9 protein-coding genes and 3 pseudogenes are annotated in these 16,012 nt (G+C 40.5%); 9 read left to right on the top strand and 3 right to left on the bottom strand.

Translation table 11 applies throughout. The features are described from left to right. Positions 1-63: 63 nt before the first annotated feature. A pseudogene (locus NON16_RS08800) lies at positions 64-224 on the top strand (YqcI/YcgG family protein); the annotation flags it as partial. A 369-nt stretch (positions 225-593) separates the two neighbouring features. After that, positions 594-818 carry a YczF family membrane protein gene (locus NON16_RS25890; protein ID WP_486660015.1) on the top strand — a complete coding sequence of 75 codons (225 nt, stop codon included), beginning with the start codon at positions 594-596 and terminating at the stop codon, positions 816-818. A 50-nt stretch (positions 819-868) separates the two neighbouring features. Here the strand turns inward: NON16_RS25890 and NON16_RS08805 are convergent, their stop codons facing one another. After that, a complete protein-coding gene (locus NON16_RS08805; protein ID WP_257348506.1) occupies positions 869-1,972 on the bottom strand; it encodes a GerAB/ArcD/ProY family transporter in 1,104 nt (367 codons plus the stop codon). 270 nt (positions 1,973-2,242) lie between these two features. Here NON16_RS08805 and NON16_RS08810 point away from each other — a divergent pair, with 270 nt between their 5' ends. From NON16_RS08810 to NON16_RS08835, 6 genes and pseudogenes are all read left to right on the top strand, one after another. Next, complete coding sequence (locus tag NON16_RS08810; protein ID WP_257348507.1) at positions 2,243-3,838, top strand: spore germination protein; 1,596 nt, start codon at positions 2,243-2,245, stop codon at positions 3,836-3,838. A 61-nt stretch (positions 3,839-3,899) separates the two neighbouring features. After that, positions 3,900-4,133 carry a hypothetical protein gene (locus tag NON16_RS08815; RefSeq protein ID WP_257348508.1) on the top strand — a complete coding sequence of 78 codons (234 nt, stop codon included), beginning with the start codon at positions 3,900-3,902 and terminating at the stop codon, positions 4,131-4,133. A gap of 64 nt (positions 4,134-4,197) precedes the next feature. Then, positions 4,198-5,403, top strand: coding sequence for a Ger(x)C family spore germination protein (locus NON16_RS08820; protein WP_257348509.1), 1,206 nt, complete (start codon positions 4,198-4,200; stop codon positions 5,401-5,403). 22 nt (positions 5,404-5,425) lie between these two features. Then, complete coding sequence (locus tag NON16_RS08825) at positions 5,426-6,553, top strand: GerAB/ArcD/ProY family transporter (RefSeq protein WP_257348511.1); 1,128 nt, start codon at positions 5,426-5,428, stop codon at positions 6,551-6,553. A gap of 15 nt (positions 6,554-6,568) precedes the next feature. Continuing rightward, positions 6,569-6,763 carry a hypothetical protein gene (locus NON16_RS08830; protein WP_257348512.1) on the top strand — a complete coding sequence of 65 codons (195 nt, stop codon included), beginning with the start codon at positions 6,569-6,571 and terminating at the stop codon, positions 6,761-6,763. 95 nt (positions 6,764-6,858) lie between these two features. Then, a pseudogene (locus NON16_RS08835) lies at positions 6,859-7,931 on the top strand (GerAB/ArcD/ProY family transporter). A gap of 23 nt (positions 7,932-7,954) precedes the next feature. Here NON16_RS08835 and NON16_RS08840 read toward each other — a convergent pair. After that, positions 7,955-8,293 (bottom strand): annotated as a pseudogene (locus tag NON16_RS08840) (alcohol dehydrogenase catalytic domain-containing protein); the annotation flags it as partial. Between the two features lie 594 nt (positions 8,294-8,887). After that, positions 8,888-12,103, bottom strand: a complete 3,216-nt coding sequence (locus NON16_RS08845; RefSeq protein WP_257348514.1) for a M36 family metallopeptidase — start codon at positions 12,101-12,103, stop codon at positions 8,888-8,890. Between the two features lie 422 nt (positions 12,104-12,525). Between NON16_RS08845 and NON16_RS08850 the strand changes: the two genes are divergently transcribed. Then, positions 12,526-15,900, top strand: coding sequence for a phosphodiester glycosidase family protein (locus tag NON16_RS08850; RefSeq protein WP_257348515.1), 3,375 nt, complete (start codon positions 12,526-12,528; stop codon positions 15,898-15,900). The last annotated feature ends 112 nt before the right edge of the window (positions 15,901-16,012 follow it).

A 16,012-nucleotide genomic window follows, 5' to 3' on the forward strand; every position in this document is an offset into this window, starting at 1 on the left:
CTGGATTATTATCTAAGGATACATACGAATAATGTTTATAAGTCACTGTTTGAATTGTTAATGTCTCGTGAAAAAGTAAGGGAACCCGTCGAGAAATGGGATCGGCTTCCAAAGCACTTTAACATCAGCCACTATGGCGATCCCAACCATCGTGAATGGAAACAATATTTTATTGGCGTTGACATGGAACCATTAGAAGGAAATGCCCTTTTCACCATAAATGAGAGCGAACAACATTATAACTGGAACACTTGACGAACAAGACTTTAGCTTACCCTACAAACGACTGGGTGAGCTTTTTTAATGTTCCTTTAGTGGGCAGCATTTATTGTGCTATTTACCTTTAATATCACCTGGAGATAGGACAGAGGATTTTTGAGTTCTTTATGAAGAAGATAGATTTAAGAGGGATTTTACTCAACCGATAGCACAGCAGTATTCCTTATAAATTAATTAATTTATGGGCATGTGCCGAGGCCCCTGGATTAAAAAAGCTGATGTTACAAATGCTAAAAGAAAAATCCGAACGTTTGAAGAAATACAAGGAATGATGCGCCTAACAACTTAATACAAAAGGAGCTATATTTATAAAAATGAAACTACTCGGCATTTTCCTCTTATTATTTGTATTAAGCATCGGTTTTGATTTTCTTATAGATGTGATTATGGGATCCGGCATCCGGGGGGTATTAACTAATATAAAGAACCCTTTTTTTCTTATGACGCCACCAGAGTATTTTATCATTCTCGTTTTGTTTTTACTTTTATTGAAAAATACCATTTTCTCTACCTTTAAGAAGCCGAAGCAAAAGGATTAGATTGAACAATTGTTAACTCATCCTTACAACGCACTATGAACAGCAATACATTAGTGTCCGCGATTGAAACGTTTACGAAAAAGGGCAACCATTAGAAGTAGCAAAGGTATCCCTAGTTGGAAAGGGATATGGATATAAGGCGGAACGATTTCTAATCCTTCTTTTAAATGCTCGCTAAAGTTACTCGCCATGATCATAGAAGAAAAAAGGATTATTATTCCGATAGGCAGAGCAAGCTTCCCGTATTTCTGCACTTTAAATAAGTCAGATGCTGCAATTACTGCTACGAAAAAAAAAGTACCGATCTTAAAAAAACTAGTTATCACGAAAATCAGGAGAGCAATGGCATCCATACGCTGTAAAAGATGGCCTATATTTATTTCACCAACCGTTTTTATTAAAGGGAATATGGACCGTTCGGCTGCTTCTAATCCTAGAACCGATATATTGAGAGAAACGGTCAAACTCAAAATTATTCCACTGATAATCATTCCAGCAACACCGACTTTAACTGCTGATTGCGATTTATTTAAATAGGGTAGCAGCATGGTAAAGGCAATCATCTCGCCAAAAGGAAATGTATACGTCAACGGAAACGCTGTAGTTACAACTGGTTGCCAACCATTTCCTAGAACCGGCATTAAGTTCTTGAAGTCAATTACGCCAGAAAATATCAACAGTATAACCCCAAAAATATAAAGGGAAATAAAAAACATAAAGAACATCTGAGCTGCTCGTGCATACACTTCAATACCTAGACGGATACCATAAACAAGTGTCATGATCATTATCACATGGACGACAAATAGCGGTGTTTCATCATACCCAGAAGTAAGAATCAGTGCTCCGAAATCGCGTAAGTTTCTTGAGCTAGCATAAATAAAATAAAGAAGATACATAAAGCCTAAAGACCAACCAATATATTTACCAAGAATGATCTGTGTGTAACCTGTCAAGGGAAGATGTGGATACAGGTGGAAGAGAGAACCGTAAATAAGAAAAAAGGCAAGGGTCCCTATAACCATGGCAACAAGGATGACCAGCCAGGCATCTTGCTTCGCGTTCATCCCCAAGTTAATGATAATAGCGCTACCAAGTTGATACATTGCAACCCATGTAAACAATTGGCCTATATTAATTTTTTCCTTGTTCATACGATCCCCCTTTATGTGACACACCATTATAAGTTATTACCAATTAAAAAAATATAAAACCCCGCTCCATACGGTAGAGCAGGGTTTTTTAGTGTTCACTTTTTTGTACTCATCTTCTCAATTAGTAAATTGATTTAGTTATAACTTTAGACTCTAAGCAAAAAAACTAGTTTTAAAAACACTATTCTGTATATGAGGGCTTTTCTAAGAGATGAGTTTAATACAACAAAAATAGGAGATAATGAGAGGAAAAGTGTCCAAGGGGGAAGTATGAGATTTACAAAAAAATCGTTAAGAAGGCGAACGAAATCGTTGTCTAAACAAAAACAAAACAATTCGGATTCCACGGAGAATAACGGTTTAAATAGAAACCTAAATGAAAACATCCAACATGTAAAAGATAAAACAGGAAATAGTGATGACATCATCGTCAGAGAGATTCATATAGGACAAGATGGTAATTTGAAAGCGGGCGTATTATTTACAGAAGGATTGATTGATAACGTATCCAATCAAAATTTTATTTTGGAATCTCTTATGGTGGATATCAGGAAAGCAGATTTAGATACAAATGATTCCTATAAACAAAACCCTTTGCAATACTTCAAAGATTCTGTCCTTACAGTTGGAGACATTAAAGATATAACCGATTATGATGTTCTTTTTGCATCTCTTTTATCGGGAAAGGTCATTTTTTTATTAGACGGATTCGCGCAAGGGTACGCGATTGGTATGAAGGGCGGGAAAGACCGCGGCGTCCCGGAGGCAACCATTGAAAATACAGTTCGTGGTCCTAAAGAAGCTTATACGGAGAATTTACGTACGAATACAGCATTGTTACGACGTAAAATCAAGGATCAGAACCTTTGGTTGGAATCAAAAAAAATAGGGACAGTAACAAAAACGGACATATCGATTGCATACATGAACGGAATCGCCAATGACAAAGTGGTAGATGAAGTCCGGGAGCGTCTTGACCGTATCGAAATTGACAGTATCTTAGAAACTGGCTATATCGAAGAATTGATCCAGGATGAGACATATACACCTTTCCCTACTATTTTCCATACGGAGCGTCCTGATGTAACAGCTGGAGCCCTTTTAGAGGGGCGCATTGCAATTTTTGTTGACGGAACCCCACATGCCCTTTTGGTTCCAGCCCTGTTTATTCAATTTTTTCAGACAGCGGATGATTATTATCAACGGGCAGATATTACAACGATTCTTCGTCTACTTCGTTTTCTCGGTTTCTTTATTGCACTGCTCGCTCCGTCATTATACATCGCGATTACTACGTTTCATCAGGAGATGCTACCGACTGGGCTGCTCATTAGCCTTGCGGCTCAACGTGAAGGGGTTCCTTTCCCAGCATTCATTGAAGCACTCATGATGGAAGTGACCTTTGAAATTTTGCGAGAAGCTGGTGTTCGAATGCCAAAGGCGATTGGCCAAGCGATTTCGATTGTTGGAACACTCGTTATCGGAACAGCCGCGGTTGAAGCCGGAATTGTATCTGCAGCAATGGTTATTGTTGTAGCGATTACGGCAATTTCAAGCTTTATAATTAGCTCCTTCAACATCGCCATTTCAGTAAGAATGCTGCGCTTTATATTCATGGCATTGGCTGCTTCGTTTGGTTTATTTGGGATTATTATCGGCTTGATCGCTCTCGTCCTTCACCTGTGTAGTTTACGTTCATTCGGTGTACCTTATATGTCTCCATTTGCACCTTTTATTGCTGAAGATCAAAAGGATGCGTTCTTCCGATTTCCGAGATGGGCATTATTATCACGTCCACGATTAATTAGCCAAAAAAATGTAGAGCGTGAAGATAGTCCAAAACCAAGACCTAAGGAACAAAAATAGAGGTTGAAAAGATATACGAAAATGAATCGGAACACAATTGTGATAAAGGAGTAACTTCGATATGTGGGGCATTGCAGGAATACTTTTAATCGCATTATTGATCATCATTTTCGAAGTTCCGTCACTTTGGAAAAGCAAACAGAAAAAAGAGCTATGGGTGTTTTTCCTCTTGCTCATTTTTGGAGTCGGATTAAGCATTGCAAAGAGTTTAGCTGTCAATATTCCGAACCCTCTTGATTGGATAATAGCGGTTTACAAACCGTTCAGTGATGCAATGATGAATATATTGAAATAGCTTATTCAATTTTGGTTCTTCCAATTTTGTTTAGGAGTACTGTAGAGCGAAAGGAGGCTCACGAATGAGGCGATCACTAGGATTGTTGATTATTCCCGTTTTATCACTCACCCTTTTATCTGGTTGTTGGAACCGAATAGAGTTAAATGAACTGGCGATTATGGTAGCAATGGGTATCGACAAATCCGACGATCAATATGTAGTCACCGCTCAAGTCGTTAACCCAGGTGAAGTGGCTGCTAAATCTGTAGGAGCAGGGAAAACACCCGTATCAACGTATCAAGAAACCGGAAGTACCTTACTTGAGGCGATTAGAAGGGTTACAACGATTGCTCCGAGGAAGCTGTATGGGGCTCATCTTCGTGTATTAGTAATAGGAGAAGAATTAGCAAAAGAAGGAATCGGTAAAGTATTGGATCTTCTGTCAAGAGATCAAGAACTTCGAACGGATTATTTTATTGTTGTTGCTAAAGGAACGAAAGCAGAAAACATACTGAAAGTCTTGACAACTTTGGAAACAATCCCGGCAAACAAGCTATATGCTTCCCTTGAAACATCGGAGAAAGCATGGGCACCGACGAAAACGATCACCTTGGATGAACTGATTGCAGACCTAGTAAGTAAAGGGATACAGCCTAGTATTACCGGAGTTCAAATCAAAGGAGATCAAAAAACTGGTGAGTCGAAAAAGAATGTTGAACAAATTGAGCCCGACTCCTTATTGCAATATAAGGGAATAAGTGTTTTTAAAGGTGATAAACTAATCGGCTGGTTAAGTGAAAAGGAAAGTAAAGGATTCAACTATACGCAAGGGAAAGTCAATAGTACGATCGTTGAAGTACCCTGTACAGAAGGGAGTGAAAAAAAAGTAGGAATCGAGCTGATTCGAACGAAAGCCAACCTTAATGGAACTGTACAGAACGGAAGCCCAAAGGGAACAGTTCAAATACGAGCAGAAGGAAACGTCGCTGAGGTCCAGTGCAAGAAACTTGATTTAACGAAAACGAAAACGATCGATCAGTTAGAGAAGAAAGTGGAACAAGATATCAAAGGAACGATAGAAGCAGCTATATCGAAAGCACAGGAAGAGTTTGAAGTCGATATGTTTGGCTTTGGTGAAGCGATCCATCGTTCTAATCCTGACTTTTGGAAAAAGGTCAAAAAAGATTGGAATCAGCAATTTGTTGACATGCCCGTTGAAGTAAAAGTAGACATGAAAATACGCAGGATCGGTACAATCGGAAATTCTCCACTTAATAAAATAAAGTAGTAATAAAGTAGGTGAAAAAGAGATGCTGGACAACGGTAAAATATCGGTACGGCAATTTAGGGTGCTAACCATCTTATTTACAGTAGGTTCAGCCATTTTGGTAATTCCGTCAATTCTGGTAACCGATTCGAAACAGGACGCCTGGATTGGTGTATTACTCGCGATTGGAACGGGAATGTTCATTATTATAATATACAACGCTCTAGCCGTTCTTTTTCCTGATTTGTCCCTTGTGGAGATAATTGAGTGTTTATTGGGTAAATGGATTGGTTCAGTTGTTTCTTTAACGTACGTTTTCTTTTTCTTTTATAATGCCTCGGCATTGCTCCTTTATATAGGTGATTTTATGACGACGCAAATGATGCCGGAAACACCGATTCAACCGATCATGATTCTTTTTTTAGCTATTGTCATTATCGGGACTCGACTTGGTCTTGAAGTAATTGCACGTTCTGCGGAAATTTTATGCTTTTGGTTTTTACTTTTATTTGTCGTACTTGTAATCTTTATTTCGCCGCAAATTGATTGGAAAAACGTCCAGCCTGTATTTGAATCAGGCGTCAAACCGATCATACTCACGACTATTCATTTTTTAAGTTTTACTATTCTTCCGTTAATTACATTTCTCATGTTCTTCCCTGCTCATATTAACCAATTGAAGAACGCCCGTAAAGCTTTTATTACTGGTTCGTTAATTGGAGGAATCATATTATTTATAATTGTCTTTTTAAGTATTTTGGTGTTGGGTCCTGATCAGACAGCAAGGCAATTATACCCAAGTTATGTTTTGGCGAAAAAAATTAATGTTGGTAATTTCGTTCAACGAATTGAGGTTATTATCGCAATAATGTGGTTTATTTCACTCTATATTAAAATGACCGTCTATTTTTATGGTTCAATTATTGGGTTCGCACAAATATTAAAGTTAAAAAACTATCGTTTCCTTACGTTCCCATTCGGAATGATCATGGTGACAGCAACGATAGTGATGCATCCGAATGTTGTTTACATACAAACATTCGATGCAAAAACGTGGCCAGTGTATGGATTAACTTACGGATTATTGCTGCCCTTATTGTTGCTGGGACTTGCTGTCCTAAGGAAAAAAGGTTCAAGAAAACGAAAGTTACAATCTAATAGCCGGAGTTAAAGGGGAGGGTCGCTCATGTTAGCTTTTGTCGGAGTACTTTTGATTGCAGGTATCATCGTCATGATAGAGCTACCTTCCTTGCGTAAAAAAGGTTCAAAAAAAGAGTTGTCAGTATTTTCTGTTTCCCTTTCCATTGGCATAGGATTAGCGATCGTTAGCAGTATGAATTTGGAAATACAGTCCTATGGGCTGGCTCATAATGATTTTTGAGCCGCTCAATCATCTCTTATTCGACCAACTGTTGATGTGAAAAGGGAAGTGACAGTAAAGTGCTTGAGTAAGGTAAGATATCGGAACGTCAATTTATGGTGTTAGTCATTTTGTTTACGATTGGAACATCAATCTTAACGATGCCATCAGGATTAGCAAGCGTAGCAAAGCAAGATGGATGGATCGCTGCAATAATCGGTGTAGGTGTAGGTTTGCTGAACATATGGTTATATATCAAGCTTTTTCAACAATTCCCAAGCATGACTTTAGTGCAATTAAATGAAAAATTATTGGGAAATGGCTTGGTAAAATGGGATCATTGTTCTTTATCCTATTCTCGTTACTTGCTTCTACCAGTCTTTTATATACGATGGGAAAGTTTCTTACTACACAAGTCATCTCTGAAACACCAATAAGTGCGATAAATATTCTTTTTGCACTTGTTATGATTATGGGGGTACGACTTGGGATTGAACCTATAGCGCGCGCTGGAGAACTATTGCTGCCATGGTTATTTTTTCTGTTAATTATTTTAGTTGTTTTCATTGCTCCTCTAATTAAACTTGAAAATGTACAGCCGATATTGGAGACAGACCCGAAGTCTTTAGTACATACTGTTTTAAATTTCATAAGTGCATCATCTCTCGCTGCAATCGTATTATTGATGGTATTCCCTGCTTATGTGAAACGTCTCCAAAAAGCTAGCAAGGTATTTCTAATCGGACATTTGATCGGAGGATTTGTAATTTCCATCATTACTTTTTTGAGTATTCCGGTACTCGGTGCTGATCAAAGTGCGGGACAAATGTTTCCCAGTTATGAGTTCGCAACAAAAATTAACGTTGGAAATTTTATTCAACGAATTGAGGCAGTTCTGGCGGTAATGTGGTTTATCTCACTCTTTTTCAAAGTAACTCTTTATTTTTATGCAACGGTCTTAGGTACAGCACAGTTATTAAAATTGGAAGATTATCGTACGTTGACTTTGCCTTTAGGTATGATTGTCATTTCCCTTTCAACATTCGCTTTTCCAAACGTCATTTATCAACAAAAATTCGATTCGGAAACGATTACCTCATATGAAGTAATATTAGGCTTACTATTGCCGTTATTGATGATTGCAGTATCCGTTTATCGCAAAAAGGTACAGGTCGGAAAGAAAAGTTAAGTGGAAAATGAGAAGAGCAGAAGCATTTTCGCCACTAAAGATTCATCCGCAACGACATATTCTGCGTACGTTCCTCTATTGGTTGTCGCAGGTCGTGAAAATACTTTGTCGCCTGCTTTAAATTTGGAAACTTTTGAACCGACTTCTTTTATCACACCTGCAGCATCCCAGCCTAATATAATCGGAAACTCGAACGGTAGCATATCTTTCAAATAGCCTTCCCTAAGCTTCCAATCAATAGGGTTTATGGAAGTTGCATGCATTTCGATAAGAACTTGATTATCTTCCGGAGTAGGAACAGCGACCTCTTTTTCCTTTAGTTGATCCTTTCCACCATATTGCTCAATAACGATTGCTTTCATCTATAATCCAATCCTTTCTATACGTCTCAAAGTCAATAATCCCCATAAAAGTAGTGAGCAATACTCGATTATTGAAAAGGGAATAGTTAATGGTGATGATAGCATATTCGAGTTACTTACTAAAAATAATTGAATTTGCTCAAAAGACTTTTAGAACGAGAGAAAGTATTTTTATACTTTCTTAACGTGTTACAAAACATGTATAAAACGTTCCTAAAACTGTATAAAATCATTTTTTCCTGTTCTTCACCAAAGAAAGTAGCCATGAAAAGGTAGTTTGCCGCGGAACCGAGGTGTTAAACCGCGATAAAGTAGATTATGCCGCGGAACTGAGGTGTTTTGCCGCGATAAAGTGGATTATGCCGCGAAATTCAGCTATATGCCGCGGGGATAGTTTTTGCCCGAAAGATTACCACCCAGAATGGTGAAGAGTCCCTTTTCTAACCTAGTAGGAATCTTGAACCGTCTAACCTAAAAGGGATTAACTCAAAATAGTTCTGTTACGCACTTTTGAGCCAGCCCCTTAAACGTGAAAAAAGGAGGGGGCACGGTTTTGTGCCTTCCCTCCAGTTACCTAATGTTCTATTGGATCAATCAATAGGGACTTGTTGCGGTAAATGTAAATGGTACGTTTGCTCCGGAATAAAGTCCGACATACACATAATGGGTTCCACCTGGAATAATACCTGTTTCATTTGCTCCTGCAGTCGCGACTCCTCCGATTAATTCAAAGTTCTTATTATAAAAGTAGACATCATAATCATAGGAGCTGCTACTCGATCCTTCTAAGGTGAAATTGTGAATACCGTCACCGTATTGCTTAGGTAAAGTGACAACATATCCATCCGTACCTTGAGAAGCAGGTTCAGGATTTTGAGTCGTAACAAACTCATTTTCTGTCACCGCTAGTGTCGCGGGTACACCTGCAAGACTACCAATTCCTGTGCCGGCATTACCTACTTGTACCACACCTTCAGCTACAAATGGCTCTTCAGGTTCTATCGGTAACGGCTCAATCTTTGATTTTTCAGAAGAAAAGGCTTGAACTTCTGCCACTTGGACAAAGCCTTTTGAATTGTCTTGAGCATCATGCGCAATGAACTTCAGATATTTTGCTTTAACAGGTTCAGCAAGGTCAAATCCTTGATAATGTAAGTCTGCAATAGTAGGTCTAGGCTTTTGAGCGGTAAATTCATCTCTAACAACGGTTGTCCAATTTTCTCCATCCATTGATGTTTGTACACTGAAATTTTTCAATGTTGCAAAGCGTGATTTAGAAACATCTTTCAATGCACTAACCTGAATATGTGAAATTTCAACAGCTTTTTCTCCTGCTAAATCGACAACGAAGTCAGCACCTTTAAATCCATTTTCCTGAGTGTCAGATGCATAAACACTTGCTTCCGTATCATCAATGGCAAACTTTACAGGATTACTGTCTGATTCCCCGGATACATGGGAAACCCATGCACCATTGAAGGAAGAAGCAACGTTAGGTGATAGTTTAAATGCTAGTGTATTCTTTTCACCTGGTTCAATCGTTACATCTCTAATGGTTCTCGAACCGAACCCCCTTGCTTGGATTGTAATGTCATATGTGCCTTCCACAACATACGTTCCAAATTTCCCTTTCTCACTTGATACTACAACAGGGCTTGTTCTCGCTTCGAATTCACCGATTATGATTCTTGCATCTGAAATTGGTTTGTTGGTTGCAGTATTGATGACTTGCCCGACGATCTGCCCATTTCGTTGTCCATCTGGATGGTTGAATGCTGGAATTGGATCTGTATCGTCACCACCGTCAGAGTGAGCATTAGCTCCTAAGCCGCGTTGGGCAAAAGCAGTCCACAAGGCATCATAGTGCTTTCCATCATAACGTTCAAAGTCAGCTGCAATAATCGCTGTTCTCATATCTTCCATAGAAGGATTAGGAACTGAAATCGGCATTGCATCAATAACGAGATGTTCAGCAATGGATTCGCCTTTTTCCTTTCCATACCTTTCGATTAATCCTTCTCTCATATGCCATAGAATCGCAGCCCAAATGTCACCGTCTGAATGGACTTCTGGACCACCAACATCATAGCCAATATCACCGTAATTATAAGGGGCTTCGTCTAAAGCATAGCTGCGAATACCACTTTCGAAGTTCCCTGTTACATAACCACCGACTACTGGTTTTTCTTGGAGTCCATTTTTAATCAGGTAATGCATACCATAAAAATCGCCCCAACCTTCACCCATTGATCCAGACTGGTGGCTTCCAAGCGCTTCGCCCCCAGCTACCATCCGAGTTGTTAAAGCATGTGAGTATTCATGATAAATAATCCCTGCATCAAAATCTCCATCCGCATATTGGCCTTCAAATGCCCCAGGAATCGGTTCCCATAAGAACATTCCACTCCATGCAGGAATGCCATCTGGTAATGTCAGCATGTAGGCATTGTCTCGTCCAGTATAAGTCGGGGCACCACCTGAAACAGCTCCTGCTTGAACAAGACCTAGAATCGCATCTCCTCCAAGTCCGCCTTTTCCAAAGTTCGAAAGCTGTAGGTTACCTGCTGCTTCTGTCCAACCTAAATTATAGTAATAATCATGGAAAAGGTTATGATGATAGAACAGGTTCGTTGCGGCACTATTTACATCTTCTGCATAGGAAGGAGGAGTTGTTTGTCCTTGAGTTTCCTGCCAAGAGTTTTTGAATAGAAAACTGAACTCTCCATCCGGTGCAACCGGGCGAACAGCCTGGTCTGCAGGTACTAGGAAATTGCTCCAGTTCGCATACGTATTGGCGTTGTTCCCGAAAGTGGTCACACCTAAATTGGTTCCCGGAACCAGCCATCCGTTTGGTGAAGCACTTGGATCTCCCTTGAAGGATTTCACAACTTGTGTACCACCCTGAGATGCGCCTGGATAGTTTTCAAAAATCAGCCCCTCAGGTTCAAGTAGATAGTCTACTAGAGAGCGTTTATATAATTGTTCACCCGTTTCAGCATCGATGACAATTTCATAACCCTTGTTAAGTTCTTCGATAAAAAGAACACGATAGGCAGGGCGCACGCCATCTTTCGTTATAAAGGTAGCTTTCTTCACCCGTTGTTTTGTCGGTAAGAATTCTCCACCATCAAAAACGTCCCAACCTTTCTCAGTTCCTACTAATTTAGGAGTGTAACTAAGACTAGGAGTTTCTAGGGAAATCGCTTTGTTCAATGCTTCAGCAGAAGTTAGCTGGAAGTTTCCTGTCAGTTCCGTTGAACGACTTAGATTTCCTGCTACCGATAAAATTCGCCCATCTTTATTAACGGAGACAATGATTCTTCCCCCGTAAACTGATTCAATCCCATCAAATGTTTGTTGGAACGTTACAGGATGGAGACCTGTATCTGGCATTGCGTAATCTCTTACAACGACTAAAGTATCAACTTCAGCAGCTGTAAGACCAAATAAGGCTGCATTTTCTTTTAACCAACTACGGGCCACGGTTTCTGCATTTTCGCTCGATGTATCTGTGAGGTACCCTTGATCTTTAATGATTGTTGAAGGCGTTCCAAAAAGGGAATTCCATTCAACTTTGACACCTGAACCAGTGTTTTGGATTAGTGTATCAGCAGCCTTAAGCTGATTATCCGTTGGAACAACCCGATCGGCAACGTCCCGAATATCAAAATGTGAGGATTCCTTGTGTTCATGAACTCCCGTTTCTGTTATCGGACCAGATACTTGGTTGGCATTTGCCCCTGTTGTCATAAGGAGCTGTCCCGCCAGTAGGGTTGTACAAGCGGCAGTGAGTAGATTTCTTGTTCTCATTTAGTTTTAATCCTCCCCGGTTTAAAAGCATTACCAAGCTTTTTCTTCAAACAATCTTTATTACCTTTACGATTCGTTACAAATACTGAATACAGCCTATTAAGGGTACTTCTAACAACCTATAGCTTCTAAAACTAAAGATATATGGACTATGATTCAAAGGAACCAGATAAGCAGATTCACTTATAAACTAGTCCTTTAGAGGTGTTTATATCATTTCAAAAGATATGAAAACAGTCGCAAGGTGCTTCCGTTTATAATAGAGAATTTTTAAAAGATATGTCATTTAATTACACGATCGACTATAACAGACCATTGTACCTAGAAAAATTAACCATAATCTATTATTTACTTAATCTTATGTTAAACATTGTCGTATAAGGTAGATTTACATCAATGCAATAAAAAAAGGGAGGCTTTTTATGAAGTATGTAAAACGATTCTTGTCGGCCATGTTGGCAGTTTCGATCATTGTTCCTGTTTCACCTGTACTTGCGAAAGATCATTACCCGGCTTCATCTGACACACCAGTCCCAGAAACTTCAGTTGCTGCACCATCCTCACAGTCCACCGGAGATAGCTCCCTATACAAAGTCATACATGAAGAAATCGATGAAACACCGATAGCGAAAGGTGTTACTCTCATGCAGTTTGACCGGTTTGACACCGAGGGTTGGCTGCGAGGAGACGTAATGAAGGTGAATCTTGCCGAAGAGACGCTCTCAACAAATTTATTAACCCCAGGACACGTCACAGATAAAGCGCCGATCAGCACACAGGTAAAAGAATCGGGTGCCATCGCCGGAGTGAACGGTGACTTTTTTGATATAAGCAACACGAATGCTCCGATGGGTCTAGAAGTTGCAAATGGTGAACTGATCAAAAGCGGATACGCTGGACGAATGAGTGTTTCTGTTACGGAGGATCGTATCGGACAAATTGCCAGTGCCGCTCTTGAAGGTCAGGTTGACACTCCGGATGGTACATATCAACTCGACGGAATCAACCATCCGACCGTGGACAATGATCAGCTTGTCATGTATACGTCTGCATGGGGTGAAGCGAGTCGAACACACCTCATGAGCGGTGCATCCCTATATACCGAAGTTCTTATAAGAGACAACAACGTCGTTCAAGTTTTAGAAAATGAAGTCTACAATCAACCATTACAAGATGGGGAAGTTCTTTTAAGCGGAAAGGGAGAAGCGGCACAGTTTTTACGAGACCAAAAGCTCGGAAGCACGATCGATATCTCGTATACAACCACTCCAGCTTTTAAAGACATGACGTTTGCCGTTGGTGGCAGTGTTCAGCTCGTAAAGGATGGAGAAATCAGTACGACCGATAATGGCGACCGCCACCCTCGTACTGCAGTCGGGTTTTCCAAGGACGGAAAACAGATGATTCTAGTAACTGTTGATGGTCGTCAAAAGGATAGCCGAGGGATGACGATGCTCGAACTTGCTCATCTTATGCAAGAAAATGGTGCTTGGAATGCGTTGAATCTTGACGGTGGCGGTTCATCGACCTTAGTTGCACGTGAGCTAGGGAAAGGGAGTATCAACGTTTTCAATAATCCTTCCGATGGATCAGAAAGGTCTGTACCGAATGGAATCGGGATTTTCAGTACGGCACAGACTGGGAACCTAGAAGGGTTCGATATCGAAGCAAATTCGACTCGGGTTTTTAAAGGATTAAGCAGGGAATTCGAAGCACATGCGTATGATACGGCGTATGCCCCTATTGAAGTGAAAAAGGCAGATGTCAAGTGGCACGGTGGAAATGCAGGAAGCTTTGAAGGGAATGTGTTTCAAGCGAAGCATGCTGGTAAGGACCGGATCCGAGCGAAATTCCGTGGCGATATGACCTATTCAGATATTCACGTACTCGGTGAGCCAGTTGAGCTTTCGATTAAACCAACTCAAATCGGTCTTGAAAAAGGGAAGTCAACAACGTTTATGGTTACTGGGAAAGATGAAGAAGGATACAGCACATACATCGAACCGCGCGATGTACAACTCCAATATGATGAGAGTCAGCTTTCGATTAAGCCGAACGAAGATGGTTCTTTTACGGTAAAAGCATTAGTCGAAAGCGGTGAAGGTCTAGTGAATGCAAAAGTCGGTGACCTCGAAACGAACCTTGGTGTAACCGTAGGGTTGAAAACGGAGGTGGCAGAAACGTTTGAGGACACTTCTGACCCATGGACATTTTTCAAATATCCTGCAGAAGTCGGTGGTAGTCTCGAATATATTTCAATGGACGAAACAGATGGAAATGCACTGAAACTAACGTATGATTTCACAACAACTACACGAACACGAGCTGCCTACATGTTCCCGCCAGATCGCAACTTGCCTTTAGAAGGCGATGTAAAGAAAATCGGCGTAAATGTATACGGAACAGAAGGAAACGGCCACTGGTTAAGGGCACGGATTAAAGACAGTAACAATGTACACCACGTGTTAGACCTCACGTATAGCGTCGACTGGAACGGTTGGAAATACGTTGAAGCGAATGTGCCAACTGGTGTTGAGTATCCGATTATTCTCGATCGCATTTATCTCGTCGAAACCGATCGGAACAAACAGGATAACGGCTACATCATGATTGATGATGTTCAGACGAAAGTCGCGCAAAAGCTTGAGATTCCAGAACAGGAAAAAACGGAGGACCCACTGATTCTTGAGTATGGTGAGTTGCCAGACGATCACTGGAAATTTGCGGTTATTTCGGACCTGCAGTTGATCAGTGCAAACGAAGGCAGTAAAGAAATCATCAATTCGAAAAAAGTATTGCAGGCGATTAACGAGCAAGATGTTGATTTTGTCCTCTTCAATGGGGATGTCGTCGATTTTGATACAGAGGAGGAATTTCAATTTGCGAAGCAGTTAATCGAGGAAAATCTTGAAAAGCCGTACTATGTGACCCCAGGTAACCACGAAACATATGGTACCGGAAACCTCGATCATTTTAAAGAATACTTTGGGCCGGATCACCAAGTGTTCGACCATAAAGGGACCAGGTTCATCCTTATGAATACGTCGTTAGGAAGTTTGCGTAGCAGTAATCCAGAGCAATGGTTTACGATTAAAAATGCGCTGGAGGAAGCAAAAACGGATGCTTCGATTAATAACGTATTCGTAATGGGGCATCACCCATTGAAAGATCCTCTTCCTGATGCAGCTCATGCACTTGCTGACAGTAAAGAAGCTGATCTACTGGAGAAATGGCTCACTGAATTCAGAGAGGAAACTGGAAAACGGGCAATGGTCATGGCGGCACATGCGCAGCTGGTTCACCTCGATCGTAGAGACGGAGTGCCATATATGATCACTGGTCCGATTGGAAAAGGAACATACGGAGCACCAGATGATGGTGGATTTTATAATTACGCTGTCCTAGGTGTCGATCCTGAGTGGAAGCCGGATGATAGGCTGCATGATCCATCTTACCAAGGCATTGGGAAAAACATGTGGATCCGTGCTGATATCAGACCGATTTTAGAAGATATTACTGTTAAGGACGTGGCATTTACGGTCGGTAAAACTAGTGGTATTCATTGGACAGGACATCAGGCTGGTGGATGGGATTTCCCACTAAGCTATCCAGCGACGATTCGTTATGTTGGATCAGACAATCTAGTGGTTTCAGCAGAGGGCTTAAATACTGGGATAGATGCGACTGCAGTATTCAATCCCGAAACTCAACAGATTACGTTCTTGAAAAAAGGGACGGTCAGCATCACATTACAGTCAGGAGACCTCGAAAAGACATTCGAGTTCAGTGCTGAATAATACCGGAATTCAAATAAGAAAGGGCTACCCTTGTGGTAGTCTTCTTCCTTATGTTTGTGCTTTTTGCACGTTAAGAAAGTATAAAAATACTTTCTATAGTATAAGCGCAACT

The organism is Pseudalkalibacillus decolorationis (assembly GCF_024609785.1).
Taxonomy (GTDB): domain Bacteria; phylum Bacillota; class Bacilli; order Bacillales; family Fictibacillaceae; genus Pseudalkalibacillus; species Pseudalkalibacillus decolorationis.